Origin of the sequence: Pantoea sp. FN0305 (genome assembly GCF_050113845.1) — a bacterium.
GTDB classification, from domain to species: Bacteria; Pseudomonadota; Gammaproteobacteria; order Enterobacterales; family Enterobacteriaceae; genus Mixta; species Mixta alhagi.
This window is the reverse complement of the sequence record NZ_JBNJSN010000003.1, coordinates 396,742-422,522: the sequence shown is the minus strand read 5'-3', so window position 1 is coordinate 422,522 and position 25,781 is coordinate 396,742. Positions and strand designations below refer to the sequence as shown.

27 protein-coding genes are annotated in these 25,781 nt (G+C 52.4%); 22 read left to right on the top strand and 5 right to left on the bottom strand.

Features of this window, described 5'->3' with window-relative positions; genetic code table 11:
- Positions 1-73 precede the first annotated feature (73 nt).
- The 14 genes from rsmG to ACQE3Y_RS08895 all read left to right on the top strand — a co-directional run bounded on the left by rsmG (position 74) and on the right by ACQE3Y_RS08895 (position 13,531).
- Positions 74-691 (top strand): 16S rRNA (guanine(527)-N(7))-methyltransferase RsmG, encoded by a 618-nt coding sequence (gene rsmG, locus ACQE3Y_RS08960; RefSeq protein ID WP_426973766.1) that lies wholly within the window; start codon positions 74-76, stop codon positions 689-691.
- A gap of 710 nt (positions 692-1,401) precedes the next feature.
- Entirely contained in the window at positions 1,402-1,785 is a 384-nt protein-coding gene (gene atpI, locus ACQE3Y_RS08955; RefSeq protein WP_085069186.1) for a F0F1 ATP synthase subunit I, read from the top strand.
- Between the two features lie 8 nt (positions 1,786-1,793).
- Positions 1,794-2,612: a F0F1 ATP synthase subunit A gene (gene atpB / locus ACQE3Y_RS08950; protein WP_085069185.1), complete on the top strand. Its 819-nt coding sequence runs from the start codon at positions 1,794-1,796 to the stop codon at positions 2,610-2,612.
- A gap of 49 nt (positions 2,613-2,661) precedes the next feature.
- Complete coding sequence (gene atpE / locus ACQE3Y_RS08945; protein WP_038629267.1) at positions 2,662-2,904, top strand: F0F1 ATP synthase subunit C; 243 nt, start codon at positions 2,662-2,664, stop codon at positions 2,902-2,904.
- A 119-nt stretch (positions 2,905-3,023) separates the two neighbouring features.
- The gene (gene atpF / locus ACQE3Y_RS08940) at positions 3,024-3,494 is read left to right on the top strand and encodes a F0F1 ATP synthase subunit B (protein WP_085069183.1); all 471 of its coding nucleotides are present in this window, start codon (positions 3,024-3,026) and stop codon (positions 3,492-3,494) included.
- Positions 3,495-3,508: 14 nt separating this feature from the next.
- The gene (atpH, locus tag ACQE3Y_RS08935) at positions 3,509-4,042 is read left to right on the top strand and encodes a F0F1 ATP synthase subunit delta (protein WP_085069181.1); all 534 of its coding nucleotides are present in this window, start codon (positions 3,509-3,511) and stop codon (positions 4,040-4,042) included.
- 14 nt (positions 4,043-4,056) lie between these two features.
- Positions 4,057-5,598 (top strand): F0F1 ATP synthase subunit alpha, encoded by a 1,542-nt coding sequence (gene atpA / locus ACQE3Y_RS08930; RefSeq protein WP_085069180.1) that lies wholly within the window; start codon positions 4,057-4,059, stop codon positions 5,596-5,598.
- Between the two features lie 52 nt (positions 5,599-5,650).
- On the top strand, positions 5,651-6,517 hold the full coding sequence (atpG, locus tag ACQE3Y_RS08925) for a F0F1 ATP synthase subunit gamma (protein ID WP_085069179.1): 867 nt from the start codon (positions 5,651-5,653) through the stop codon (positions 6,515-6,517).
- A 122-nt stretch (positions 6,518-6,639) separates the two neighbouring features.
- Complete coding sequence (gene atpD, locus ACQE3Y_RS08920) at positions 6,640-8,037, top strand: F0F1 ATP synthase subunit beta (protein ID WP_426973767.1); 1,398 nt, start codon at positions 6,640-6,642, stop codon at positions 8,035-8,037.
- Positions 8,038-8,169: 132 nt separating this feature from the next.
- On the top strand, positions 8,170-8,589 hold the full coding sequence (locus ACQE3Y_RS08915; RefSeq protein WP_085069175.1) for a F0F1 ATP synthase subunit epsilon: 420 nt from the start codon (positions 8,170-8,172) through the stop codon (positions 8,587-8,589).
- Between the two features lie 261 nt (positions 8,590-8,850).
- Positions 8,851-10,224, top strand: a complete 1,374-nt coding sequence (gene glmU, locus ACQE3Y_RS08910; RefSeq protein ID WP_426981459.1) for a bifunctional UDP-N-acetylglucosamine diphosphorylase/glucosamine-1-phosphate N-acetyltransferase GlmU — start codon at positions 8,851-8,853, stop codon at positions 10,222-10,224.
- A 107-nt stretch (positions 10,225-10,331) separates the two neighbouring features.
- The gene (gene glmS / locus ACQE3Y_RS08905) at positions 10,332-12,161 is read left to right on the top strand and encodes a glutamine--fructose-6-phosphate transaminase (isomerizing) (RefSeq protein ID WP_426973769.1); all 1,830 of its coding nucleotides are present in this window, start codon (positions 10,332-10,334) and stop codon (positions 12,159-12,161) included.
- Positions 12,162-12,459: 298 nt separating this feature from the next.
- Positions 12,460-12,705 (top strand): DUF1471 domain-containing protein, encoded by a 246-nt coding sequence (locus ACQE3Y_RS08900; RefSeq protein WP_426973770.1) that lies wholly within the window; start codon positions 12,460-12,462, stop codon positions 12,703-12,705.
- Between the two features lie 205 nt (positions 12,706-12,910).
- Positions 12,911-13,531: a nitroreductase family protein gene (locus tag ACQE3Y_RS08895; RefSeq protein WP_250652792.1), complete on the top strand. Its 621-nt coding sequence runs from the start codon at positions 12,911-12,913 to the stop codon at positions 13,529-13,531.
- Between the two features lie 94 nt (positions 13,532-13,625).
- On the opposite strand, the gene ACQE3Y_RS08890 is transcribed toward ACQE3Y_RS08895, so the two are convergent.
- Both ACQE3Y_RS08890 and ACQE3Y_RS08885 read right to left on the bottom strand, forming a co-directional pair.
- Positions 13,626-14,135 carry a YgjV family protein gene (locus ACQE3Y_RS08890; protein WP_426973771.1) on the bottom strand — a complete coding sequence of 170 codons (510 nt, stop codon included), beginning with the start codon at positions 14,133-14,135 and terminating at the stop codon, positions 13,626-13,628.
- Positions 14,136-14,192: 57 nt separating this feature from the next.
- Complete coding sequence (locus ACQE3Y_RS08885) at positions 14,193-14,702, bottom strand: Crp/Fnr family transcriptional regulator (protein ID WP_426981458.1); 510 nt, start codon at positions 14,700-14,702, stop codon at positions 14,193-14,195.
- A gap of 229 nt (positions 14,703-14,931) precedes the next feature.
- Here ACQE3Y_RS08885 and ACQE3Y_RS08880 point away from each other — a divergent pair, with 229 nt between their 5' ends.
- On the top strand, positions 14,932-15,855 hold the full coding sequence (locus tag ACQE3Y_RS08880; protein ID WP_426981457.1) for an NADP-dependent oxidoreductase: 924 nt from the start codon (positions 14,932-14,934) through the stop codon (positions 15,853-15,855).
- Positions 15,856-15,864: 9 nt separating this feature from the next.
- Here the strand turns inward: ACQE3Y_RS08880 and ACQE3Y_RS08875 are convergent, their stop codons facing one another.
- The gene (locus ACQE3Y_RS08875) at positions 15,865-16,767 is read right to left on the bottom strand and encodes a LysR family transcriptional regulator (RefSeq protein ID WP_426981456.1); all 903 of its coding nucleotides are present in this window, start codon (positions 16,765-16,767) and stop codon (positions 15,865-15,867) included.
- Positions 16,768-17,235: 468 nt separating this feature from the next.
- Between ACQE3Y_RS08875 and cspG the strand changes: the two genes are divergently transcribed.
- The 6 genes from cspG (at position 17,236) to phoU (ending at position 22,423) form a co-directional block, all read left to right on the top strand.
- Positions 17,236-17,448 carry a cold shock protein CspG gene (gene cspG / locus ACQE3Y_RS08870; protein WP_085069158.1) on the top strand — a complete coding sequence of 71 codons (213 nt, stop codon included), beginning with the start codon at positions 17,236-17,238 and terminating at the stop codon, positions 17,446-17,448.
- Between the two features lie 416 nt (positions 17,449-17,864).
- Positions 17,865-18,908, top strand: a complete 1,044-nt coding sequence (gene pstS, locus ACQE3Y_RS08865) for a phosphate ABC transporter substrate-binding protein PstS (protein WP_426973775.1) — start codon at positions 17,865-17,867, stop codon at positions 18,906-18,908.
- A gap of 107 nt (positions 18,909-19,015) precedes the next feature.
- Complete coding sequence (gene pstC, locus ACQE3Y_RS08860; protein WP_085069155.1) at positions 19,016-19,978, top strand: phosphate ABC transporter permease PstC; 963 nt, start codon at positions 19,016-19,018, stop codon at positions 19,976-19,978.
- Positions 19,975-20,862, top strand: coding sequence for a phosphate ABC transporter permease PstA (gene pstA, locus ACQE3Y_RS08855; RefSeq protein ID WP_426973776.1), 888 nt, complete (start codon positions 19,975-19,977; stop codon positions 20,860-20,862). Before pstC ends, pstA begins: the two co-directional genes overlap by 4 nt.
- A 46-nt stretch (positions 20,863-20,908) precedes the next feature.
- Entirely contained in the window at positions 20,909-21,676 is a 768-nt protein-coding gene (pstB, locus tag ACQE3Y_RS08850; protein ID WP_250651272.1) for a phosphate ABC transporter ATP-binding protein PstB, read from the top strand.
- Positions 21,677-21,688: 12 nt separating this feature from the next.
- Positions 21,689-22,423 carry a phosphate signaling complex protein PhoU gene (phoU, locus tag ACQE3Y_RS08845; RefSeq protein ID WP_085069149.1) on the top strand — a complete coding sequence of 245 codons (735 nt, stop codon included), beginning with the start codon at positions 21,689-21,691 and terminating at the stop codon, positions 22,421-22,423.
- A 332-nt stretch (positions 22,424-22,755) separates the two neighbouring features.
- Here the strand turns inward: phoU and yieH are convergent, their stop codons facing one another.
- Positions 22,756-23,418, bottom strand: coding sequence for a 6-phosphogluconate phosphatase (yieH, locus tag ACQE3Y_RS08840; RefSeq protein ID WP_426981455.1), 663 nt, complete (start codon positions 23,416-23,418; stop codon positions 22,756-22,758).
- Between the two features lie 164 nt (positions 23,419-23,582).
- On the opposite strand from yieH, the gene ACQE3Y_RS08835 reads away from it, so the two are divergent.
- The gene (locus ACQE3Y_RS08835; RefSeq protein WP_426981454.1) at positions 23,583-24,896 is read left to right on the top strand and encodes an NCS2 family permease; all 1,314 of its coding nucleotides are present in this window, start codon (positions 23,583-23,585) and stop codon (positions 24,894-24,896) included.
- Between the two features lie 17 nt (positions 24,897-24,913).
- Here ACQE3Y_RS08835 and ACQE3Y_RS08830 read toward each other — a convergent pair whose 3' ends face one another.
- On the bottom strand, positions 24,914-25,654 hold the full coding sequence (locus ACQE3Y_RS08830) for a 4'-phosphopantetheinyl transferase family protein (protein WP_426973779.1): 741 nt from the start codon (positions 25,652-25,654) through the stop codon (positions 24,914-24,916).
- Between the last annotated feature and the right edge of the window lie 127 nt (positions 25,655-25,781).

Sequence of the window (25,781 nt, the reverse complement as noted above, 5' to 3'; positions counted from 1 at the left end):
GACCGCTCGCGGCTGGCAGAGCAAGATCGCGGTGACTTCTCCGCCTGCCCGCTTTTAGCAACTGGAATATCTTGTGATTAATAAACTGACTCAGCTGCTCAGCGCAGCCAACATTTCTCTGTCCGATCAGCAAAAACAGCAGCTGATTGGCTATGTTGAACTGCTGCATAAGTGGAATAAGGCCTATAACCTCACTTCGGTTCGCGATCCGCAAGAGATGCTGGTGCGCCATATTCTCGACAGCATTGTGGTTAACCCTTCTCTTATCGGGAACCGCTTTATCGATGTTGGCACCGGTCCGGGATTACCCGGCGTTCCCCTGGCGATTGTACGTCCCGATGCTCATTTCACGCTGCTGGATAGCCTTGGCAAGCGCATAAGGTTTTTGCGCCAGGTTCAATTCTCGCTCGGCTTACAGAACATCGAGCCAGTACAGAGTCGTGTGGAAGACTTCAGCGGCGAGCCCGCTTTTGACGGCGTCATCAGCCGGGCATTTGCTTCACTGAGCGACATGGTGAACTGGTGTCACCACCTCCCTGGCAGGGAAGGGCGCTTCTATGCGCTAAAAGGGCAGCATCCAGCGGAAGAAATCGCAGCTTTGCCGCCTCAGTTTAAGGTTATGGATGTGGTGGCGCTGAAGGTTCCACAGCTGGAAGGTGAGCGTCATCTGGTCATTATTGAGACGCTTTAGCTCTTCGTGCCATCCGGTGGTCACCTGATGGCGCTTTTATCGCGGTTGCCCTGATTAAAAAATGGCCGTTTGATTCTGTTTATTTTTACGATTCCCCGGCCACTTTTGTTGCATTCACGTTAAATGACCCAGTAGTCATTATCTGAAACTTTTTGTAATATTTAACGTTAAATTTACAAATGTTTATCAAGGTGATCACCTTATCTTTGAGCAAAACCGCGATAAATAGTCACTGTTGAAAATATATCGACTTTATCACTCAACCAAAGTAACGATATATTGTTGTCGAAATTTTTAATCGCGATGTCAAATTAGGCGTTTTATTGTTCTTCAGGGCATAATATCATTTTGCTTTTATTATGTTGTTGAATGATAACGTTTTTAATATTTAGTTATGCAGGTTTTCTAAGATTAATCCTGCATATTTCGTCAGCAATATATTAATGAATTGTGATCTAACGCACGCTTTGTGAGCGGAAATTTGACGGAATTGTTGTAATACACAGTTGGTTTTCGCAGAAAGCGACTTTTCAAAAATAGGGCTGTGGAAAGAAATTTAAATAATTGTTCACCTTTTCGCTACTTATCGATTGAAATCGCAGGTGCGGCCCGTATAATTTGCTCGTTTTTTGCTGCTTGACTCAAAAGAGCAAAGGCAGTTTTATACGACACGCGACATACCCCGATCGGGGCAGGAGAATTTCAGCGTCATGTCAGTGTCTCTTTACAGTGTGAAATTAGCCCGGACCGTGCTGCTATGGCAGCTGGCGACTTTGCTCGTTATCGGCGCGCTCTGTTTTGCCCTTAAAGATTTCACGTGGGGCGCATCTGCCATCGCAGGTGGACTGGCAGCCTGGCTGCCAAACGTGTTGTTTGTGATTTTGGCCTGGCGCCTGGGCGCGCAAGCCCCTGCAAAAGGGCGTATAGCCTGGAGCTTCGCGCTCGGTGAAGCGGTGAAAGTGTTTGTCACCATTTTATTGCTCATTCTGGCGCTGGGCGTGCTTGACGCGGTATTTGTGCCGGTTGGGTTAACCTGGTTATCGGTGCTGGTGGTTCAGATTGTGGCACCGGCTGTAATTAACAACAAAGGGTAAGAGGCATCATGGCTGCAGGAGAAATCTCTACTCCGCAAGAATACATAGGTCACCATCTGAATAACCTTCAGTTGGACCTGCGTACTTTCGAGCTGGTGAATCCGCACGACGCTCCGGCGACGTTTTGGGTATTAAATATTGATTCCATGTTTTTCTCCGTGGTGCTGGGTCTGATTTTCCTGGTACTGTTCCGCAAAGTGGCCAATAGTGTCACCAGCGGCGTTCCGGGGAAATTACAGGCGGCTATTGAGCTGGTGGTGGGTTTCGTTGACGGTAACGTCCGCGATATGTACCACGGTAAAAGCAAACTTATCGCCCCGCTGGCGCTGACCATTTTCGTCTGGGTTTTCCTGATGAACTTTATGGATCTGCTACCCATCGATTTCCTGCCATATATTGGTGAGCATGTATTTGGTCTGCCTGCGCTACGCGTGGTGCCGTCCGCTGACGTAAACGTCACGCTCTCTATGGCACTGGGCGTCTTTATTTTGATCCTGTTCTACAGCGTCAAAATGAAAGGTGTTGGTGGTTTTGCTAAAGAGCTGACCTTGCAACCCTTTAATCATCCGCTTTTCATTCCCATCAACCTGATTCTGGAAGGGGTAAGCCTGCTGTCTAAACCGGTCTCTCTCGGTCTGCGACTGTTCGGCAACATGTATGCGGGTGAACTGATCTTTATCCTGATTGCGGGTCTGTTGCCGTGGTGGTCACAGTGGGTTCTGAGTGTGCCTTGGGCCATTTTCCACATCCTGATCATTTCGCTGCAGGCTTTCATTTTCATGGTCTTGACGATTGTCTATCTGTCGATGGCATCCGAAGAACATTGATTTTTTATTAACACTACTGCGTTTTAACTGAAACAAACTGGAGACTGTCATGGAAAACCTGAATATGGATCTGCTGTACATGGCTGCCGCTGTGATGATGGGCCTGGCGGCAATCGGTGCTGCGATCGGTATCGGCATCCTCGGAGGTAAATTCCTGGAAGGCGCTGCGCGTCAACCGGATCTGATCCCTCTGCTGCGTACGCAGTTCTTTGTTGTTATGGGTCTGGTGGATGCAATCCCGATGATCGCTGTAGGTCTGGGTCTGTACGTGATGTTTGCTGTCGCGGGTTAAGCGACAGGGCCAAACGAGAGTTCATCGGCCTGGAGCGATAAGCCTCAGACGATGAGCAGATTCTGCAGGTTGTCTTTGATAACGGCAGAGTAAGTTAACTTAACAAGAGGCATTGTGCTGTGAACCTTAACGCAACAATCCTCGGCCAGGCCATCGCGTTCGTCCTGTTTGTCCTGTTCTGCATGAAGTACGTATGGCCGCCGATTATGGCTGCCATCGAAAAGCGCCAGAAAGAAGTCGCTGAAGGCCTTGCTTCTGCAGAACGCGCCAAAAAAGATTTGGATCTCGCACAGGCAACTGCGACCGACCAGCTGAAAAAAGCCAAAGAAGAAGCTCAGGTTATCATCGAGCAGGCGAACAAACGCCGCGCTCAGATCCTGGACGAAGTGAAAGCTGAAGCTGAGCAGGAACGTAACAGGATCGTGGCACAGGCGCAGGCGGAAATTGACGCCGAGCGTAAACGTGCTCGTGAAGAGTTGCGTAAGCAAGTCGCGATGCTGGCTGTGGCCGGCGCCGAGAAAATCATCGAACGTTCCGTGGATGAAGCTGCTAACAGCGACATCGTAGATAAACTGGTCGCTGAACTGTAAGGAGGGAGGGGCTGATGTCTGAACTAATTACTGTAGCTCGCCCCTACGCCAAAGCAGCTTTTGACTTTGCCGTTGAGCATCAAAGCATTGAACGTTGGCAGCAAATGCTGACGTTCACTGCAGAAGTCGCTCGCAACGAACAGATGGCCGAATTGCTTTCCGGTGCTTTGGCACCGGAAACCTTATCTGCCTCGTTCATCGCAGTCTGTGGTGACCAACTCGACGAAGCAGGTCAGAACCTTATCAAGGTTATGGCAGAGAACGGACGTTTGTCCGCGCTGCCAGCAGTACTGGAGCAGTACATCCACCTGCGTGACGCCTGGGAGGCGACCGCGGAAGTGGATGTCATCTCTGCCAGTGCGCTGAGCGACGAGCAGCTGACTAAAATCAGCGCCGCAATGGAAAAGCGTCTGTCACGCAAAGTTAAGCTGAATTGCAAAATCGATAAGTCTGTAATGGCAGGCGTTATCATCCAGGCGGGTGATATGGTCATTGACGGTAGCGTACGCGGCCGTCTTGAGCGTCTGGCAGACGTCTTGCAGTCTTAAGGGGACTGGAGCATATGCAACTGAATTCCACCGAAATCAGCGAACTGATCAAGCAGCGCATTGCTCAGTTCAATGTCGTGAGTGAAGCTCACAACGAAGGTACTATTGTTTCCGTCAGCGACGGCATCATCCGCGTACACGGCCTGGCCGATGTGATGCAGGGTGAAATGATCGCGCTGCCGGGCAACCGCTACGCTATCGCCCTGAACCTGGAGCGCGACTCCGTAGGTGCAGTGGTTATGGGTCCGTATGCTGACCTCGCCGAAGGCATGAAAGTTAAATGCACCGGCCGTATCCTGGAAGTTCCGGTTGGCCGTGGCCTGCTGGGCCGTGTGGTTAACACCCTGGGCGAACCTATCGACGGCAAAGGCCCGATTGAAAACGATGGTTTCTCTCCGGTTGAAGTTATCGCGCCGGGCGTTATCGATCGTCAATCCGTTGATCAGCCGGTTCAGACTGGCTACAAATCTGTGGATGCGATGATTCCAATCGGTCGTGGCCAGCGTGAGCTGATCATCGGCGACCGTCAGACCGGTAAAACCGCTCTGGCTATCGACGCCATCATCAACCAGCGCGACTCCGGCATCAAATGTGTGTACGTGGCTATCGGCCAGAAAGCGTCCACCATTGCTAACGTGGTGCGTAAACTGGAACAGCACGGTGCGCTGGCTAACACTATCGTAGTGGTTGCCTCCGCTTCTGAATCCGCTGCGCTGCAATACCTGTCTCCGTATGCAGGCTGCGCAATGGGTGAATACTTCCGTGACCGTGGCGAAGATGCACTGATCGTTTACGATGACCTGTCTAAACAGGCCGTTGCTTACCGTCAGATTTCTCTGCTGCTGCGTCGTCCGCCGGGTCGTGAAGCGTTCCCTGGTGACGTGTTCTATCTCCACTCTCGCCTGCTGGAGCGTGCCTCCCGCGTAAACGCCGAATATGTTGAAGCGTTTACCAAAGGTGAAGTTAAAGGTAAAACCGGTTCACTGACCGCTCTGCCGATTATCGAAACGCAGGCGGGTGACGTTTCCGCGTTCGTTCCGACCAACGTAATCTCTATTACCGATGGTCAGATCTTCCTGGAATCTAACCTGTTCAACTCCGGTATTCGTCCGGCTGTTAACCCGGGTATCTCCGTATCCCGTGTTGGTGGTGCTGCACAGACCAAGATCGTGAAGAAACTGTCCGGTGGTATTCGTACCGCGCTGGCACAGTATCGTGAACTGGCAGCTTTCTCCCAGTTCGCTTCCGATTTGGACGATGCGACGCGTAAACAGCTGAGCCACGGTCAGAAAGTGACCGAGCTGCTGAAGCAGAAACAGTATGCGCCGATGTCCGTTGCCCAACAGGGTCTGGTGCTGTTCGCCGCTGAGCGTGGTTACCTGAATGACGTCGAACTGGCGAAAATCGGTAGCTTTGAAGCTGCGCTGCTGGCGTATGCCGATCGCGAACATGCCGAGCTGATGCAGGAAATCAACCAAACTGGTAACTACAACAACGAAATCGAAGAGAAGCTGAAAGGCCTCCTCGAAACGTTTAAAGCAACCCAGTCCTGGTAATGTCTGGCGGCTTGTCTGAAAAGGCAGGCCGCAAGGCTTTGAGGAGAAGCTAATGGCCGGCGCAAAAGAGATACGTACCAAGATCGGAAGCGTGAAAAACACGCAGAAGATCACCAAAGCGATGGAAATGGTCGCCGCCTCCAAAATGCGTAAAACGCAGGAACGCATGGCGGCCAGCCGTCCGTATGCAGAAACCATGCGCAAAGTGATTGGTCACATTGCGTTAGGTAATCTGGAATACAAGCACCCTTACCTGGAAGAGCGCGACGTTAAGCGCGTCGGCTATTTGGTCGTTTCTACCGACCGCGGGCTTTGTGGTGGTTTGAACATTAACCTGTTCAAAAAATTGCTGGCAGAGATGAAAGCCTGGTCTGATAAAGGCGTTCAGAGCGATCTGGCGATTATCGGTTCTAAGGGGCTGGCTTTCTTTGGTTCCGTAGGTGGCAATGTCGTGGCGCAGGTGACCGGCATGGGTGACAACCCTTCCCTGTCAGAACTGATTGGCCCGGTAAAAGTCATGCTGCAGGCCTATGACGAAGGTCGCCTCGACAAGCTGTATGTGGTCAGCAACAAATTTAACAACACCATGTCCCAGACTCCAACCGTTACCCAGCTGCTGCCGTTACCGCCAGCGGAAGGGGAAGAAGAGTTAGAGAAAAAAACCTGGGATTACCTGTACGAACCGGATCCGAAATCGCTGCTGGACACCCTGCTGCGTCGTTATGTCGAATCTCAGGTTTATCAGGGCGTTGTGGAAAACCTGGCCAGCGAACAGGCCGCACGTATGGTGGCGATGAAAGCGGCGACCGACAACGGCGGCAACCTGATCAAAGAGCTGCAGTTGGTATACAACAAGGCTCGTCAGGCCAGCATCACCCAGGAACTTACCGAGATCGTCTCGGGGGCCTCCGCGGTTTAACCAGGTATACCCCGTCACTGGCGCGGCTGTCGACAGGTTGACCGATCAGCTGAGCGTAACGCGCGATCGACGCTGCGACGACCATGACGATGGGTAGAAACGAATTAGGTAGAGGATTCAAGATGGCAACTGGAAAGATTGTCCAGATCATCGGCGCCGTAGTTGACGTCGAGTTCCCTCAGGACGCTGTACCGCAGGTGTACAACGCCCTTGAGGTTAAAAATGGTGATGCGCGTCTGGTGCTGGAAGTTCAACAGCAGCTGGGCGGCGGCGTGGTTCGTACCATCGCTATGGGTACTTCTGACGGCCTGAAACGTGGCCTGGAAGTCACTGACCTTAAAAAGCCGATTCAGGTACCGGTGGGTAAAGCTACCCTGGGCCGTATCATGAACGTGCTTGGTGAGCCGATCGATATGAAAGGCGAGCTGAAAGATGAAGACGGTGGTGCCGTAGAGATCGCCTCTATTCACCGCGCAGCGCCTTCATACGAAGATCAGTCAAACTCGCAGGAACTGCTGGAAACCGGCATCAAGGTTATCGACCTGATGTGTCCGTTCGCTAAGGGCGGTAAAGTGGGTCTGTTCGGTGGTGCGGGCGTAGGTAAAACCGTAAACATGATGGAGCTGATCCGTAACATCGCGGCTGAGCACTCAGGTTACTCGGTATTTGCCGGTGTGGGTGAGCGTACTCGTGAGGGTAACGACTTCTACCACGAAATGACCGACTCTAACGTTATCGATAAAGTTGCGCTGGTTTATGGCCAGATGAACGAGCCGCCGGGCAACCGTCTGCGCGTTGCGCTGACCGGTCTGACCATGGCGGAGAAATTCCGTGATGAAGGCCGTGACGTTCTGCTGTTTATCGATAACATCTACCGTTACACCCTGGCCGGTACTGAAGTATCCGCGCTGCTGGGTCGTATGCCGTCTGCAGTAGGTTATCAGCCGACGCTGGCGGAAGAGATGGGTGTGTTGCAGGAGCGTATTACCTCCACCAAGACGGGTTCAATCACCTCTGTACAGGCCGTTTACGTACCTGCGGATGACTTGACTGACCCGTCTCCGGCGACCACCTTCGCCCACCTTGACTCTACCGTTACTCTGAGCCGTCAGATCGCGTCTCTGGGTATCTACCCGGCCGTTGACCCGCTGGATTCCACCAGCCGTCAGCTGGATCCGCTGGTTGTAGGTCAGGAGCACTACGATACGGCGCGTGGCGTGCAGTCTATTCTGCAGCGTTACCAGGAACTGAAAGACATCATCGCCATCCTTGGTATGGACGAACTGTCTGAAGAAGACAAACTGCTGGTGGCTCGCGCACGTAAAATTCAGCGCTTCCTGTCTCAGCCGTTCTTCGTGGCAGAAGTATTCACCGGTTCTCCGGGCAAATACGTTTCGCTGAAAGACACTATCCGTGGCTTTAAAGGCATTATGGACGGTGAGTTCGATCACCTGCCAGAGCAGGCCTTCTACATGGTTGGTGCCATCGAAGAAGCCGTGGAAAAAGCGAAGAAACTGTAATAACTTCCCCAGCCTGATTAAGGCGCAGGGTGGCAAGCAGATATCCCGGATCGCTGGCTTAAGACGGCGATCCGGATCAAGCAAAGCCGCTCAGCCTGAAACGGCGCGGGGTCGTTTTCCGGGAGGTTGAAAATGGCTATGACTTATCACCTGGATGTTGTCAGCGCAGAACAGCAGATGTTCAGCGGACTGGTACAGAAAATTCAGGTGTCAGGTAGCGAAGGTGAGTTGGGTATTTTCCCTGGCCATACGCCGCTGCTGACCGCCATTAAGCCTGGCATGGTGCGCATCGTTAAACAGCACGGTGAAGAAGAGTATATCTATCTCTCCGGCGGCGTGCTGGAAGTACAGGCAGGTACGGTTACCGTGCTGGCTGATACGGCGATTCGCGGCACCGATCTTGATGAAGCGCGTGCGTTGGAAGCAAAACGCAAAGCGGAAGAGCATATTCACAAAGCACATGGCGACGTGGATTATGCTCAGGCTTCGGCAGAGCTGGCGAAAGCCATTGCCAAGCTGCGCGTCATCGAACTCACTAAAAAAGCGATGTAATCAGGCTTAACAGCAGCTAATCATGCCAGCCCAAACGGGCTGGCATTTTTTTATCATCCCCCTGCCCCTTTCCTCTCTTGCTACACAGCTAAAATTAAGCGGCTAAAAATCGCCTTTTTTCGTTGTATTTATCATCAACGGCGGTGCATTCTTTGCCGTGGTAATAATCGGAAAGCCGGTTAATTTCGCCAGGAGAAAAATGTAGTAATCTCAGGGCGAAACCGTTTAACTTTCCTCTGTAAAAATTCTATCAGGATGGCTATGTCTAACAGCGCAATGAGTGTGGTGATCCTTGCTGCCGGCAAGGGAACACGCATGTATTCCGATCTTCCTAAAGTCCTGCATACTCTGGCAGGAAAACCCATGGTTCAACACGTTATCGATGCGGCAAAAGGTGTCGGTGCGCGCGCAATTAATCTGGTTTACGGTCATGGCGGCGATCGGCTGAAAGCCACGCTGGGTGATGATGCGCTGAATTGGGTGCTGCAGGCTGAGCAATTAGGAACCGGGCATGCGATGCAGCAGGCCGCCCCTTTCTTTGCCGATGACGAAGATATCCTGATGCTGTACGGCGACGTACCGTTAATCACCGTGGATACGCTGGCGCGCCTGTGTGCAGCAAAGCCTGCGGGCGGAATCGGCCTGTTAACCGTGACGCTGGATAACCCCACCGGCTATGGACGCATTGTGCGTGAAAACGGTGAGGTAACCGGCATCGTTGAGCAGAAAGATGCCTCGCCGGAGCAGCTGACGATTTCTGAGATCAACACCGGCATTCTGGTTGCTAACGGCGGCGATCTGAAACGTTGGCTAAGCCAGCTCACCAATAACAACGCTCAGGGCGAATACTACATTACCGATATTATTGCGCTGGCTTCGGCGGAAGGACGTCATATCGCTACCGTTCAGCCGTCTCGCATTAGCGAAACCGAAGGCGTTAATAATCGTCTGCAGCTGGCGACGCTGGAGCGGATTTATCAGGCTGAGCAGGCGGAAAAACTGCTGCTGGCAGGCGTGATGCTGCGTGATCCGGCGCGCTTTGATCTGCGTGGCGAGCTGCAGCATGGCCGCGATGTGGAAATCGACACGAACGTTATCCTTAAAGGTAAAGTCACGCTGGGCAATAACGTGAAAATCGGTGCTGGCTGCGTGATCAAAAACAGCGTGATCGGCGACGGTTGTGAAATCAGCCCGTACAGCGTTATTGAAGATGCTGAACTGGATGTCTCCTGTACCGTTGGGCCGTTTGCGCGCCTGCGGCCGGGCAGCCAACTGGGTGAAGCCGCACACGTCGGCAACTTTGTTGAAATGAAAAAAGCGAGGCTGGGTAAAGGCTCGAAGGCTGGCCATCTTAGCTACCTGGGCGATGCTGAAATCGGATCTGGCGTGAACATTGGCGCCGGCACCATTACCTGCAACTACGACGGCGCTAATAAATCAAAAACCCTTATCGGCGACGATGTGTTTGTAGGGTCAGATACGCAGCTGGTGGCACCGGTAACGGTCGCCAGCGGCGCTACCATCGCAGCGGGCACGACCATTATGCAGGATGTAACCGCCGGTGGGCTGGTTTACAACCGCAAAGAACAGATTCAGAAATCGGGCTGGCAGCGCCCGGTTAAGAAGAAAATATAAAACAATAACCCCCACTCTCTACAAGGCTCGGGGGAACCAGCAAAGCTGGTATATCAGGTCAGATGACAACGTTGGGCGCATGAGCGCCATGAGTCAGGAATACAACTATGTGTGGAATTGTTGGCGCGGTTGCGCAACGTGATATCGCAGAGATACTGCTGGAAGGCTTGCGCCGCCTGGAGTATCGCGGCTATGACTCCGCAGGTTTAGCGGTGGTGGATCGACAAGGGCACGTTACGCGCCTGCGTCGCGTTGGTAAGGTACAGAAACTGGCTGAGGCGGCTGAGCAGCATCCGCTGATTGGCGGCACCGGGATCGCGCATACCCGTTGGGCAACCCACGGCGAGCCGTCTGAGGTAAATGCGCACCCGCACGTTTCTGAACATATCGTGATTGTGCATAACGGCATCATTGAAAACCATGAGCCGCTGCGTGAGCTGATGATCGAACGCGGCTATCACTTCGCTTCGGAAACTGATACGGAAGTGGTGGCGCATTTAGTGCACTGGGAGCAGAAACAGGGCGGCAGCCTGCGCGAAGTAGTACAGCGCGTTATTCCTCAACTGCGCGGTGCGTATGGCATGGTGATTATGGACAGCCGCGATCCTTCACTGCTGGTAGCGGCTCGTTCAGGTAGCCCGCTGGTCATCGGCTGCGGCGTTGGCGAAAACTTTATTGCCTCCGATCAGCTGGCGCTACTGCCGGTAACCCGTCGCTTTATCTACCTTGAAGAGGGCGATATTGCCGAAGTTACGCGTCGTGAAATCACCGTCATCGACCGTGCAGGCGCGCCGGTCAAGCGTAGCGAGATTGAATCCACCGTGCAGTATGACGCTGGCGACAAAGGCGGCTACCGTCATTACATGCAGAAAGAAATTTACGAACAGCCTAACGCGATCAAAAACACCCTGAGTGGGCGCTTTAGTCATGGCGAGGTTGATCTTTCTGAGCTGGGTGCCAACGCCAACGATCTATTGAGTCAGGTAGAGCATATCCAGATTATCGCCTGCGGTACCTCCTATAACTCGGGCATGGTGGCGCGTTACTGGTTCGAGTCACTGGCTAGCCTGCCCTGCGATGTGGAGATCGCCTCTGAGTTTCGCTATCGCAAATCCGCCGTTCGTAAAAACAGCCTGTTGATTACGCTGTCGCAATCGGGCGAAACGGCGGATACGCTGGCGGCGCTGCGTTTGTCGAAAGAGCTGGGTTATCTGGGCTCGCTGGCTATCTGCAACGTTGCCGGCTCTTCACTGGTACGTGAATCTGACCTGGCGCTGATGACCAAAGCCGGAACGGAGATCGGCGTGGCCTCTACCAAGGCATTTACCACTCAGTTGACGGTATTGCTGATGCTGGTGGCGAAAATTGGTCGCCTGAAAGGCGTCGATGCACAGGTAGAGCATGATATTGTCCATGCTTTGCAGGCGCTGCCGAGCCGTATCGAGCAGATGCTGGCGCAGGATAAGCTGATTGAAGCGCTGGCGGAAGATTTCTCTGATAAACATCATGCGCTGTTCCTTGGCCGTGGCGATCAGTATCCCATCGCCATGGAAGGGGCACTGAAGCTAAAAGAGATCTCTTATATTCATGCGGAAGCCTACGCCGCTGGCGAGCTGAAACATGGCCCGCTGGCGCTGATTGATGCCGATATGCCGGTGATTGTCGTTGCGCCGAACAACGAACTGCTGGAGAAGCTGAAGTCCAACATTGAAGAAGTACGCGCACGCGGCGGCCTGCTGTATGTGTTTGCCGATCGGGATGCGGGCTTTAACGACAGTGAAGGCATGAAAATTATCTCCCTGCCGCATGTAGAAGAGGTTATCGCACCGATCTTCTATACCGTGCCACTACAGCTGCTCTCCTATCACGTTGCGCTGATCAAAGGCACCGACGTTGACCAGCCGCGTAACCTGGCGAAATCGGTTACCGTGGAATAAGGCGTATCTTATATAAAGCAGCCACGGACGAGGCCGCTTTAACGTTACGTTGACCTGAAACGGTAAAATGAAAAATCCGGTAATGCTGTTAACAGCATGCCGGATTTTTTTATGCGTTACGTAAACGCAGCGCCAGCTGCGACCGCGTTCGGGAGATAAAATACCCTGCGATCTCTTTCATAATTTTTGATTGATTTTAGCAAATAGCTCAGCTTTTAATCGCCTCTGTACATGAGTATCCTTTCTCTTATCGAGGCTGATTGCCTCATAGCGTATAAAACATGTTGAGGAAATTATCATGAAATCCATCAAGAATTTCGTTGCAGATTCAGCGGTATCACTGGTTAAAAACGCCGTTGCTGTTTCAGTTTTGTCTCTTATCTCCTTTGGCGGTTTTGCTCAAAGTATTAGCGCCACCGCCGCTACCCTGGATAGTGCTGAAGCAAAGATCGCCGCTCAGGCAGTTCAGGCTGGTGCCTCCTATAAAATTACCGGCGCGCGCGTTAACAATGGCGCTTACGTAACGGCAGTACTCAGCAAATAAAAATGAGCTGGAGAGAGAGTGCCTTGTAAGGGCACCCTTTTCAGCGCCGGACGGTCTTTCTCTCTTCTGCCGCCATTTACTGAATTGTCAGCACGGCCGAAAAGAGCATAAAAAAGCAGGTGTAAACATGAACATCATCAAGAGTGCTTTTTCATCTTTTTTTACCGAAACGAAACATTCAGCTCCGCAGGCGCGTTCTAATCCGATGACCGGGAGTGTGCAAGAGCATGCTGAGGGCTTTTTAGCGCTGGCTAAAAACCGCCGGACAGTTTACGCCCTCGGTAACAGATTGACGCTGGCAGAAGATGAGATTATCGAGACGATTAAAGAAGCAGTAAGGCAGGCGCCTTCGGCATTTAATTCCCAAAGCTCCCGGATATTGATCCTGCTGGGGCAGGAACACCATCGGTTCTGGGAATTAACCCGCGAACAATTAAGAAAAATTGTTCCGCCAGAAAATTTTCAGGGCACTTCAGATAAAATAGATGGCTTTGCGGCGGCGGCTGGCTCGGTGCTGTTCTTTGAGGATCAGCAAGTTATAAAAGGCCTGCAGGAACAGTTTGCTTCCTATGCGGATAACTTTCCAGTCTGGTCTGAACACAGCACCGGTATCGCCCAGTATGCGGTCTGGCTGGCGCTGACGGAAAAAGGAATTGGCGCTAATCTACAGCACTATAACCCCCTGGTTGATGCTGATGTGCAGCGCACCTGGAATATCCCGGAGAGCTGGCTGCTGCGAGGGCATATGAACTTTGGTTCCATCAACGCGCCAGCTGGTGAGAAAACTTATATGGATGATAACGCACGTTTTATTATTGCCAGATAATCCTGTCAGGCCGCCGCTGGCGGCCTTTTCCGCATTGACTCTTATTCCACGCCCCTGACGCCAGTCAAAACCGCCCTTCCCGGTGATATCAATCTTACCGCTGCTGAATGCTGAGCCGCGTACGATAAATGCGGTAAAGCGAAACCAGAGTACTGCTGATAAAAGTGAGTTCCATCATTGCGGCTACCGGAGAATGGCATAGCAGATTATTGGTCAGCCAGAACAGACTGCCCGCCAGAGTATAAAGCCTGAGCTTTACCCGATCCTGTTTAAAGGCGGCCAGCGTCATTAACAGGCTGCCCGCCAGCGGAAGCAGATCGATGGCATCACGCCATGTCAGAATCGTGCAGATTATCGCGGTCAGGCAGAAGGACCCGGCGATGGCTGGGTTTGTCGTCCTGCTCGCAATAACATATCTGAAACTGGCTAACAGCATCATCGCGGCTGCGCTTTTCTGCTCCAGCAAAGCAAAATGCGCCGCAAGCAGTGCGGTAGAAAGCGCCAACAGGCGCAGCACCGCCACGCGTCCGGGCAGAAAAAAAGCCACCAAATCGCAAACAAATGAGCCGCCAGCGATAAGCTGCGAAAGCATAAAGACAGACACGGGTTTTCCTCTTCTTCATTCAAAAGAAGAGGATGAAAGAAGCGCCAGGAAGGCGCATTAACCTTTGTTAATGCGTTGTCGAATGCGCGAAAGGCTGACAGGCGTAATACCAATATAGTTGGCCAGTTCACGCTGAGTCAGGCGCTTACTCCATTCAGGGAAATGCTCAAGCACATAGGCGTAGCGTTTTTCCGGCGCATGCAAAAGCATCATTTCTTCTTTACGCTCTTTATAAATAAGCTGCTGGCGTAACAGAGCATCAGCCAGCTCTGCGCCTTCCGAGGTATCAAGGTAAGCCAGCGGCAGTTGCTGGTACGAGCAGGGCGCGATCGCCTGTAAGCTGTAGCGGGACGGCACTCTGGCCAGCCAGCTAAGGTAGAGAAAACAGTATTCTCCGGCAAAATAAAACTCTTTTACCCGTTCGGTGCCATCTGGCAAGACATGCACCGCGCGAACGATCCCTTGCAGCAGGAAAAAAATATTTCCCTGCTGCTCTCCCTGGCGCAGAAGAACGTCGCCTTGCCGGGCATGCATCACTGTTTGTTTAAGGTAGCGCTCAGGAAACATAATGCTTCTCCGTAAAAGAACCTGTGTTCTTCTCTGACCAGCAAGTAACGGCTCACTATACCCGGATAACCTACTGCATTTCGCTACGCTCTGATCTTTCATTGTTCTATTTTGTAGAACCTAAACATCGAAATTAGGTGGGTTTTTAGTTAAGCAGATTGCGCGCATGATGATCTTACCGCGGCTTACCAAAGGGGTAAGTCTATGACTAACGACAAGGCAGAACATCATGAAAGCGATACGCGCAATGCATTACGGTAAAACCGATGAGCTTTTTTTACAGGAGCTTCCGGCGCTGGTTCCTGGCCAGAACGAGGTTCTGATTGAGGTAGCGGGCAGCGGCGTTAATCCCATTGACGGGAAGCTTCTCTCTGGCGCCATGAAAGCCTTTGTTCCGCTTGAGCCGCCCTACACGCCTGGCGTAGAAGTTGCCGGACGCGTTATTGCAACCGGTGAAGCGGTGCAGCAATTTAAGGCAGGCGATGAGGTCTTTGGGTTTATCGGTATCACAGGCGGCTATGCCACTCAGGCTCTCGCGATGGCCGATCGATTAGCGCATCGCCCGGTACGTTTGTCTGCGCTACAGGCCAGCGGTGTACCGGCCGCAGCCCTGACGGCCTGGCAGGCGCTGCATGAGCACGCAAAGATTAAGCCTGGTCAGACATTACTTATCCATGGTGCCGCTGGTGGCGTCGGAAGCATGGCAGTGCAGATGGCACGCATTGCTGGTGTCAGGGTGATCGCTACCGCATCGGCACATAATGAAAACTACCTTAAAACGCTTGGGGTTGAACAAGTGATTGACTATACCCAGGCCTCTTTCGAAAAAGTGAGTGAGAAGGTCGATGTTGTACTGGATCTGGTGGGGGACGAGACGCAGACTCGCTCATGGTCATTAATTAAAGCGGGCGGCGTGCTGGTCTCAACCGTCACACCACCGGATCAGGCGATAGCGGAAGCGGCGGGCGTAGTGGGCAAACACTTCGCCACGCGTTCGGACGGAAGCCAACTGGCGCAGATTGCTGCCCTGTTTGCTAACGGCGCATTGACCATTGATGTTGAGGTTGTGCCTTTAAGCCAGGCTAAGGTTGCATTGAGTCGGGTTATGGATGGTCATACTCGCGGCAAACGGGTGCTTGATGCCAGCCTGTGAATAGCATGGTCATTCTGCGACCTGTTCGCAGAAGCGGGAGACCAGCCAGGTTGCCGCCGGGCCTGGCGGCGAGTCGTTACGGTAAATGACATCAAATCCGTAATCGCCGCCCGGGCAGTCAGGAAGCGTTAGAGGAACCAGGCGGCCATTGGCCAGATCGTCACGCACCATAGGTTCAGGCATATTGCCCCAGCCGATACCTTCACGCAGAAGAATATGTTTGGCACCTAAATCCGCCAGCCGCCAGGTATGTGTACCTACTACTGCGAACTCCTGGCCCTGCGTGAGCGTGGATCGATCCGTCAGGACCAGTTGCACATGCTCCCGACCTGCGCCAGGCCTCTGCGGATGTTTTGCTGCCAACGGATGAGTAGGCGCCGCCACCGGGATCAACGTCACCTTTCCGGCGCTAATACGCTCAAGACCATCGACATGCTTAGCGAGCTGGCCGCTAACCCCCAGCGTTGCGCTGCGTTCAAGAACCCGCTGCATTACCCCGCCCAGCGCTTCAATTTGCAAATGCAAAGAGACGGTTGGGAAGCGCTCGCGGAAAGCCTTAAGCGCATCCACCACTCGTTCGCCAGGCAACATTACATCTAATACCAGATGAACCTCAGCTTCCAAACCTTGCAACAGGCCGCGAACTTTGGCGCGTAGCCCGTCGACACCGTTATAAATCGTTCTGGCTTCAGCCAGTACCGCATGACCCGCCTCAGTTAGCTGTGGTTTACGGGTACTTTTGCGATCGAACAGAGTAACCCCCAGCTGCATTTCCAGATTAGCGATTGAATAACTCACTACGGATGTGGCGCGATACAGCTTGCGGGCCGCGCCAGCAAAACTGCCCGTTTCGACTACCGTAAGAAAAACCCGCAGCTGATCCAGCGTGGGGGTACCTGGTTCTGAGATCATTTCTAATTTCCTGGATGTACCGACGCGCGACGATCGGCGTTTATGAAAGGAACCATGCCTTTAAAGAATCAGGTTGCCTGGCGGATGAGCCAGCCAGTGCCGCCGCGTTCAGCGCGCATGGTTTTACAGGCGCAACATCAATCACGGCTGCGGTTAAACGTTGTTACTTTTGTTAAGCCACTCTTTTACTTTTGAGCGATGGCAGGCTGATAAGGCCGTTACTCTGTGCCTGTTTAATATTAGTGAAGTTAAAGCTTGCAATGTGGATCGGACCCAGGCTAGTATAGCGTCATCGGTTTGAAACACAGACCTTATGTAAGCAGTTTTAGTAAAGCAGTCCTCAGTTCAAGCGTTATCTATTGATATCCTTCCTCGTGAGCTCCTCCTAAGTGCCCCATAAGTAAAAATCTGCAAAGCAGACCATATTCGTCACCAAGAGTGGCTCAAAAAACAAGTAAGGAAATATCAATGTCTAATAAAATGACTGGTTTAGTAAAATGGTTCAACGCTGAGAAAGGTTTTGGCTTTATCACTCCTCAGGACGGCAGCAAAGATGTATTCGTACACTTCTCTGCTATCCAGAGCAATGATTTCAAAACCTTAGATGAAGGCCAGAAAGTAGAGTTCTCTATCGAGAACGGCGCTAAAGGCCCTTCAGCGACCAACGTTGTCGCGCTGTAAGCGTTGATGACCTCGCTAACCCTTACGATAGCGATGACGGCAACAGCCTGAGCAGTTAAGCGTTAGTGATAAAAACCCGCCCTGAGCGGGTTTTTTTGTTTCCAGTGATTGATAAATGAATAGCAACTATTTCCTGCCGTACATTTTTCAGTGATTGTTAAAGCTCGCTTTTTTATCTGAGCGACTTTCATCCATCCGATCGGCATCCGCTTCGTTATTTTGCTTGCCTGCCTGTTTTCTTTCGCAGCCCTGAGCAAAGTTGTGAACAAATCCACGCTGTACGTTTTGCCTTCGTCACAAAACTGTCATATTACGTACATCTCGCTGTCACTAAACTGTCCTATTTTCCCTCCTGCAGCAATACTAATCCTTACTACAACGGCATACACCCTGACCTTTACTCCCCTGGAGGGAATATGACACTGATGCGTAGCACCGTAGCCAAACTTGTTGCCGCCACCCTCTCGCTGAGCGCGGTTTCTGCTTTTGCAGCGACCGATCTTACTGGCGCAGGCGGTACCTTCCCGGCTCCGGTTTATGCCAAGTGGGCAGCGGATTATCAACAAGCGACCGGCAGTAAAATTAACTACCAGGGCATTGGCTCCTCTGGCGGCGTTAAACAGATAATCGCGAAAACAGTTGATTTTGGTGCGTCCGATGCGCCAATGAAAGATGAAGATCTGCAAAAACATGGCCTGTTCCAGTTTCCTACCGTGATTGGCGGCGTGGTACTGGCGGTAAACCTGCCGGGTATCCAGTCTGGTCAGCTGACGCTGGATGGTCAGACCGTGGGTGATATTTACCTCGGCAAAATCAAAAAATGGAACGACCCGGCTATCGCTAAGCTGAACCCGGGCGTGAAACTGCCTGAAACCAATATCGCCGTGGTACGTCGCGCTGACGGCTCCGGTACAACCTTCGTATTCACCAGCTACCTCGCTAAAGTAAATCAGGAGTGGAGTGAGAAGGTAGGTAAAGGCAACACCGTTAACTGGCCAACAGGTCTTGGCGGTAAGGGCAACGATGGCATCGCGGCATTTGTTCAGCGTCTGCCTGGCTCTATTGGCTACGTTGAGTACGCCTATGCCAAACAGAACAAGCTGGCCTACACTAAGCTGGTAGATGCCGATGGTCAGCCCGTTAGCCCGACCGAAGAGAGTTTCAGTAATGCCGCTAAAGGGGCAGACTGGAGTAAAACCTTCGCTCAGGATCTGACTTTCCAGAAAGGTAAAGACGCCTGGCCTATTACTTCCACAACATTCATTCTGATGTATAAAAATCAGGCTAATGCAGAAAAAGGCGCTGAAGTGCTGAAATTCTTCGACTGGGCTTATAAAGACGGCGATAAAACAGCAAACAGCCTGGATTACGCAACGCTGCCTGACTCGGTGGTCGAGCAGATCCGCGCCGCCTGGAAAGCAGAAATCAAAGATAGTTCTGGCAAAGCGCTGTACCAGTAACATGTTCCAACAGTGCTCTGCACTGTCGCAGGGGTCGGCTGAAAGCCGACCTGCAGTATCCGGGCGGCTGAATGCCGCCCCTGTGAATTTTATCTGTCGAGAAATCTATGGCTGAATCCAGGCCGTCATTCAAGGCCCCAGGAAAACAAGGCGACATTCTGTTCGGCGCGCTGGTAAAGCTGGCAGCGCTGGTTGTGCTTTTGTTATTGGGCGGCATCATTATCTCCCTGATTATCTCTTCCTGGCCCAGCATTGAGAAATTTGGTTTCTCTTTCCTGTGGAATAAAGAGTGGGATGCCCCTGCAGAGAATTTTGGCGCACTGGTGCCGATTTATGGCACGGTTGTCACCTCGCTGATTGCGCTGCTGATCGCGGTGCCGGTGAGTTTCGGTATTGCGCTGTTTTTGACCGAGCTGGCGCCCGGCTGGCTGCGTCGTCCGCTGGGCGTGGCCATTGAACTGCTGGCTGCAATCCCCAGTATCGTTTACGGCATGTGGGGATTGTTTGTATTCGCGCCGCTGTTTGCTGAATACTTCCAGACGCCAGTTGGTAATGTCCTCTCCACCATTCCGTTTGTTGGCGCGCTGTTCGAAGGGCCAGCCTTTGGCATCGGTATTCTGGCCGCTGGCGTGATCCTTGCCATCATGATCATTCCTTATATCGCTTCAGTAATGCGTGATGTATTTGAGCAGACGCCGGTTTTGATGAAAGAGTCAGCTTACGGCATTGGGTGTACAACCTGGGAAGTGATCTGGCGTATCGTGCTGCCGTTTACCAAAAACGGGGTGATTGGCGGGATTATGCTGGGGCTGGGACGTGCACTGGGGGAAACCATGGCGGTAACCTTTATCATCGGTAATACCTACCAGCTCGACAGCGTATCCCTTTATATGCCGGGCAACAGTATCACGTCAGCGCTGGCTAATGAGTTCGCAGAAGCGGAGTCAGGTGTGCACGTCGCGGCTCTGATGGAACTGGGCCTGATCCTGTTTGTGATTACCTTTATCGTACTGGCTATTTCAAAATTGATGATTTTACGGCTGACGAAAAATGAAGGGGCGCGTTCATGACGACAATGGATATGCACGCCCGAACAGAGCTGGCGGCTTCACGCCGTAAAATGCAGGCGCGCCGTAGCCTGCGGAATAAAGTTGCTCTGACGCTGTCATTATTAACCATGGCGTTTGGCTTGTTCTGGCTGGTGTGGATCCTCTTCACCACCATTACGCGCGGCTTCGATGGCTTTTCGCTGGCGCTGTTTACTGAAATGACGCCGCCGCCCAATACGGCTGGCGGCGGGCTGGCTAACGCCATCGCCGGTAGTGGCCTGCTGATCCTGTGGGCGACCCTGTTTGGCACGCCTTTGGGCATTCTGGCGGGGATTTATCTGGCGGAATATGGTCGTAAATCCTGGCTGGCGGAAGTGATCCGCTTTATTAATGATATTTTGCTGTCCGCCCCATCTATCGTGGTTGGCCTGTTTGTTTACACCATCGTGGTGGCGCAGATGCAGCATTTCTCCGGCTGGGCTGGGGTGATAGCGCTGGCGCTGCTGCAAATTCCGATTGTTATCCGCACCACGGAAAACATGATGAAACTGGTGCCCGATAGCCTGCGTGAAGCGGCATATGCGCTGGGTACGCCAAAATGGAAGATGATCTCCTCCATTACGCTGAAGGCTTCAGTTTCCGGCATCATTACCGGTGTGCTGCTGGCCATTGCACGTATTGCCGGGGAGACCGCTCCGTTGCTGTTTACTTCATTGTCGAACCAGTTCTGGAGCACCGACATGATGCAGCCGCTGGCCAACCTGCCGGTTACCATCTTTAAGTTCGCCATGAGTCCGTTTGCCGAGTGGCAAAGCCTGGCCTGGGCTGGCGTTCTGCTGATCACGCTGTGCGTTCTGCTGCTGAATATCCTGGCGCGCGTGATTTTTGCCAAATCAAAACATTAATTACCGCGTTGTGATAACGGCGCGGCGTTAAGAGAAAGAGAAGACTATGGTTAATCAGACATCCGGCAAAATTCAGGTTCGCGATCTGAACTTCTATTATGGAAAATTCCATGCATTGAAAAACATCAATCTGGATATTGCCCGTAATCAGGTCACCGCGTTTATCGGTCCTTCCGGCTGCGGCAAATCGACTCTGTTGCGCACCTTTAATAAAATGTTTGCGCTTTATCCCGAGCAGCGCGCCGAAGGCGAAATTCTGCTGGACGGTGAAAACATTCTGGCCGACGCGCAGGATATCGCGCTGTTGCGCGCACGGGTTGGTATGGTGTTTCAAAAGCCAACGCCCTTCCCGATGTCGATTTATGACAACATCGCCTTTGGCGTCCGCCTGTTTGAAAAGCTGCCGCGTGCCGATATGGATGAACGTGTTCAGTGGGCGCTGAGTAAAGCGGCGCTGTGGAATGAAACCAAAGACAAGCTGCATCAGAGTGGCTATAGCCTCTCCGGTGGTCAACAGCAGCGTCTGTGCATTGCGCGCGGTATCGCTATTCGTCCGGAAGTGCTATTGCTGGATGAGCCTTGCTCGGCGTTGGATCCTATCTCAACGGGTCGTATCGAAGAGCTGATTACTGAGCTGAAGCAGGATTACACCGTGGTAATCGTTACGCATAATATGCAGCAGGCAGCACGCTGTTCCGACCACACCGCATTTATGTATCTGGGCGAATTGATTGAGTTCAGCGATACCGACACGCTGTTTACCAAACCGCATCAGAAACAAACTGAAGACTACATTACTGGCCGTTATGGTTAACTGGAGATCGATGTGGACAATTTAAACCTGAACAAGCATATCTCCGGCCAGTTTAACGCTGAGCTTGAGCATATCCGCACCCAAGTCATGATAATGGGCGGCATGGTTGAGCAGCAGCTCACCGATGCAATCACCGCGATGCATAACCAGGACGCAGAGCTGGCGAAGCAGGTTATTGATGGTGACCAGAAGGTCAACATGATGGAAGTGGATATTGATGAGGCCTGCGTGCGGATTATTGCCAAGCGGCAGCCTACGGCCAGCGATTTGCGTCTGGTAATGGCGATAATCAAAACCATTTCTGAGCTGGAGCGTATTGGTGACGTAGCGGAAAAAATCAGCCGCACGGCGCTGGAAAAGTTTAGCCAGCAGCATCAGCCGTTACTGGTCAGCCTGGAGTCACTGGGACGGCATACTATTCAGATGCTGCACGATGTGCTGGATGCTTTCGCGCGTATGGATCTGAGTGCGGCTGTGGAAATCTATCGTGAAGATAAAAAAGTCGACCAGGAATATGAAGGCATTGTGCGTCAGCTGATGACCTACATGATGGAAGACCCACGTACGATCCCCAGCGTACTGACCGCTCTGTTCTGCGCCCGCGCGATCGAGCGCATTGGCGATCGCTGTCAGAATATTTGCGAAATTATTTTCTATTTTGTGAAGGGACAGGATTTCCGCCACGTCGGCGGCGACCGTCTCGACAAGCTGTTAGCTGGAGATGATAACGGCAGCAGCCCCGCCTGATTGAGATTACCCGCAGTGCGCGTCTGGCATGCGGGTAAACTTTTCTTCATACCAGCGTGTAAAACCGTTCGGCGATATTTAAGATATAAAGCGCAGACTTAAGAGTGTAAATAAAAAAATCACGCCTCAAACGCTGCCATCTCTTCTTCTGGTAATTACTTCCCAGCCTTGTATTGAAACTTTTGCCACCACGCTGACCATTACTGACGAGCTTACCGATAAAAACCGCTGGTCAAAGGCGTTAGCAACGGTAATTAATGAAAAGGCCACGGCTAATAAATGAAGCCTCAGCCCTGGCTACAGGGTTGAGGCTTTTTTTATGGACGGGGAAATCAACGAGTAAGATGCCAGCCCCGCGCGCTCCACAGCGCTGGCAGCCGCGTCAGATCGTCAAACGGGGTAACCAGCGGGTGATCGAGCGGCGCGTTATGCGCATCGGCGCAATAATAGAAAACCGGGATGCCCGCCGCGATACCGGCATGCGCCCCTGCCTCTGAATCATCGATCAGCAGGCAGCGTTCAATCGGCACCTGCATTTGCTCAGCAGCATGAAACATCAGCTGTGGATCCGGCTTCCAGTGGCCGATATCGTAGCCGCTGTACAGGCGATCGCCAAAAAAAGGAAGCAGGCCGGTCAGCCCAAGAGAGTGCTGCATCTTTTTTACCGTGCCGTTAGAGACCACGCACGCCGGTACGTTAATCTGCTCCATTAAAGCTTTGGCGCCAGGGATCGGCTGCAGCTGTGCGTCGAACAGGCGAGCCACCTCTGCACGATATTCTTGTTCAAACGTCTCTACTGCGACATCAAGCGGATGTTGCTGGTTAACGTCAGCGATAATATCGTAGAGTTTGACGCCCTTATATTTTTCAAACATCTGCTGTAATGGCAGATGCACGCCGTAGCGGGAAAAGGTGGAAACATACGCCTGGGTACAGAGCAATTCGCTGTCCACCAGCGTTCCGTCACAGTCGAAAAACAGACATTCAATCGTCATTCTGCCTCATCCTTACCAGGGGAAAAGACCACTTTACCCGACTGAGCGTAAAATGCGACCCAGCCGCCCGCCGGAAACCGCAACCGTTTGCGAAAAATCAGTGTACTGTTGCGTCAAAATCGCTAGCATACGCGGCGACCTCTTTTCCCGTTCGGATGTAACAAATGACTAAACAAGGCTTACTACAGCGTCTGTTCCGGCTGCAGGAACATGGCACTACGGTGCGTACCGAGTTGATTGCCGGTTTTACAACTTTTCTGACGATGGTCTATATCGTCTTTGTAAACCCGCAAATTCTCGGCGCGGCAGGCATGGATACCCAGGCGGTATTCGTCACTACCTGTTTGATCGCCGCGCTGGGCAGCATACTCATGGGGATTATTGCTAACCTGCCCGTCGCGCTGGCGCCAGCGATGGGTCTGAACGCCTTTTTTGCTTTTGTGGTAGTGGGCGCAATGGGTTATTCGTGGCAGGTAGGCATGGGCGCGATCTTCTGGGGCGCGACGGGTCTGCTGCTGCTGACGCTCTTCCGCGTGCGGTACTGGATGATTGCCAATATTCCCCTTGCTTTGCGCACCGGCATTACCGCAGGTATCGGTCTGTTTATTGCCATGATGGGGCTGAAAAACGCCGGTATTATCGTGGGGAATGAAGCCACGCTGGTAACGGTAGGCGACTTATCCTCGCACAGTGTTCTGCTGGGCGCGCTGGGCTTCTTTATTATCGCCGTGCTGGCATCACGTAATATCCACGCAGCGGTGCTTATTTCCATTGTTATTACCACGCTGGCTGGCCTGCTGCTGGGCGACGTTAAATACAACGGGATTTTTTCTGCACCCCCAGCGATTAGCTCAGTTATCGGACAGGTGGATCTGAGCGGTGCCTTTACGCTCAATATGGCCGGCGTGATTTTTTCTTTTATGCTGGTTAACCTATTTGATTCATCCGGCACTCTGATTGGCGTAACGGATAAAGCGGGGCTGGCCGATAAAGATGGTAAATTCCCGCGCATGAAGCAGGCGCTGCTGGTGGATAGCGTTAGCTCAGTTGCCGGTGCGGCAATCGGCACCTCTTCCGTAACGGCCTATATTGAAAGCTCGTCAGGCGTCTCCGTTGGTGGGCGTACCGGGCTGATGGCGGTGGTTACCGGCATTTTATTTCTACTGGTAATGTTCTTGTCGCCGCTGGCATCAATGGTGCCGGGCTACGCTGCCGCAGGTGCGTTGATTTACGTTGGGGTATTAATGACCTCAAGCCTGGCGCGCGTAAAGTGGGACGACCTGACCGAGGCGGTCCCGGCTTTTGTAACTGCAGCCATGATGCCGTTCAGCTTTTCAATCACCGAAGGCATCGCGCTGGGTTTCATTTCCTGGTGTGTGATGAAAGCAGGAACCGGACGCTGGCGTGAAATCAATCCCTGTGTTGTGGTAGTCGCGCTGTTGTTCGTGCTGAAAATCGCTTTTATTGATTCACATTAATCAGATGGCGCTGCGGCTTAAGGCTGCAGCTGCCTTTCTGTTGGCATACTGGTCAGTCTTAAAGTCTGCGGTCCCATATTCGCTTTATTCATCTCAATATCCCTTAACGCGTTCCAGTTCTGCTGTTCATCAATTTCCCACAATCGTAAACGGCTGGTTGCAGGAGACAGGGCGCAGGACCAAATAAGCAGCGGCTCGACATCACATACCGCCTGTATGTCGGGAAATGTATGCGAGCGCAAACGGCCTGAAGCGGGATGCAGACGCAAAGTACTATCACAGGCGTTGTTCTCCCCGGTTAGCTTGAGCACGCTTTGTCGCAGCGTCCAGATTTGCGTAATGGCTTCCAGTGGATCCTGCTGGGCATTAATCCAGGCTTTTTCACCGGAAGAGAGATACTGCAGATGATGTTCCAGCGTCTGACGGCTATGTGCCCGCACAATTTCCATATCCAGTCCGGCACGACTCTGTTCTTCCGCCAGCAGCACACCAACCATATTACCAGCGTAGGCAATGCTAAAATCGGGCAGGTCGGGATCGGTAAAACAAGGACGGCCGCTGCTGGTGGTGGTAAGGGCGGGAAGCTGGGACATACCATAAATACGCAACATAAGTTCGGCCAGCAGCATACGCGCTGCAAGATAACGGCTGCGGCGTTTATCGTTCAGAAATCGCGCTTGTTCCACTATATCTGCCGGGATACGCTGTACGTCTGCCCGATTTTGGGCAAGCGTCCAGCGTACAAAATGACTTGCCATCTGTCGCTCCGTGAAAATGGTCGGATAATCATCAATTGCATTGTAAGAATTTTCCGATGCTTTTGCACCCGGCTTTACTTTGTACAGGGTGCTTTTCGGAATAGGTTTAAATAAGTGCGGTAAAAAA

Bases quoted from the DNA above. Each gene is read 5' to 3' on its own strand.
- atpI (WP_085069186.1), top strand. From the start codon at position 1,402: ATGTCAGTGTCTCTTTACAGTGTGAAATTAGCCCGGACCGTGCTGCTA.
- atpB (WP_085069185.1), top strand. From the start codon at position 1,794: ATGGCTGCAGGAGAAATCTCTACTCCGCAAGAATACATAGGTCACCAT.
- atpE (WP_038629267.1), top strand. From the start codon at position 2,662: ATGGAAAACCTGAATATGGATCTGCTGTACATGGCTGCCGCTGTGATG.
- atpH (WP_085069181.1), top strand. From the start codon at position 3,509: ATGTCTGAACTAATTACTGTAGCTCGCCCCTACGCCAAAGCAGCTTTT.
- atpA (WP_085069180.1), top strand. From the start codon at position 4,057: ATGCAACTGAATTCCACCGAAATCAGCGAACTGATCAAGCAGCGCATT.
- atpG (WP_085069179.1), top strand. From the start codon at position 5,651: ATGGCCGGCGCAAAAGAGATACGTACCAAGATCGGAAGCGTGAAAAAC.
- atpD (WP_426973767.1), top strand. From the start codon at position 6,640: ATGGCAACTGGAAAGATTGTCCAGATCATCGGCGCCGTAGTTGACGTC.
- ACQE3Y_RS08915 (WP_085069175.1), top strand. From the start codon at position 8,170: ATGGCTATGACTTATCACCTGGATGTTGTCAGCGCAGAACAGCAGATG.
- glmU (WP_426981459.1), top strand. From the start codon at position 8,851: ATGTCTAACAGCGCAATGAGTGTGGTGATCCTTGCTGCCGGCAAGGGA.
- glmS (WP_426973769.1), top strand. From the start codon at position 10,332: ATGTGTGGAATTGTTGGCGCGGTTGCGCAACGTGATATCGCAGAGATA.
- ACQE3Y_RS08900 (WP_426973770.1), top strand. From the start codon at position 12,460: ATGAAATCCATCAAGAATTTCGTTGCAGATTCAGCGGTATCACTGGTT.
- ACQE3Y_RS08895 (WP_250652792.1), top strand. From the start codon at position 12,911: ATGACCGGGAGTGTGCAAGAGCATGCTGAGGGCTTTTTAGCGCTGGCT.
- ACQE3Y_RS08885 (WP_426981458.1), bottom strand. From the start codon at position 14,702: ATGTTTCCTGAGCGCTACCTTAAACAAACAGTGATGCATGCCCGGCAA.
- ACQE3Y_RS08880 (WP_426981457.1), top strand. From the start codon at position 14,932: ATGAAAGCGATACGCGCAATGCATTACGGTAAAACCGATGAGCTTTTT.
- ACQE3Y_RS08875 (WP_426981456.1), bottom strand. From the start codon at position 16,767: ATGATCTCAGAACCAGGTACCCCCACGCTGGATCAGCTGCGGGTTTTT.
- cspG (WP_085069158.1), top strand. From the start codon at position 17,236: ATGTCTAATAAAATGACTGGTTTAGTAAAATGGTTCAACGCTGAGAAA.
- pstS (WP_426973775.1), top strand. From the start codon at position 17,865: ATGACACTGATGCGTAGCACCGTAGCCAAACTTGTTGCCGCCACCCTC.
- pstC (WP_085069155.1), top strand. From the start codon at position 19,016: ATGGCTGAATCCAGGCCGTCATTCAAGGCCCCAGGAAAACAAGGCGAC.
- pstA (WP_426973776.1), top strand. From the start codon at position 19,975: ATGACGACAATGGATATGCACGCCCGAACAGAGCTGGCGGCTTCACGC.
- pstB (WP_250651272.1), top strand. From the start codon at position 20,909: ATGGTTAATCAGACATCCGGCAAAATTCAGGTTCGCGATCTGAACTTC.
- yieH (WP_426981455.1), bottom strand. From the start codon at position 23,418: ATGACGATTGAATGTCTGTTTTTCGACTGTGACGGAACGCTGGTGGAC.
- ACQE3Y_RS08835 (WP_426981454.1), top strand. From the start codon at position 23,583: ATGACTAAACAAGGCTTACTACAGCGTCTGTTCCGGCTGCAGGAACAT.
- ACQE3Y_RS08830 (WP_426973779.1), bottom strand. From the start codon at position 25,654: ATGGCAAGTCATTTTGTACGCTGGACGCTTGCCCAAAATCGGGCAGAC.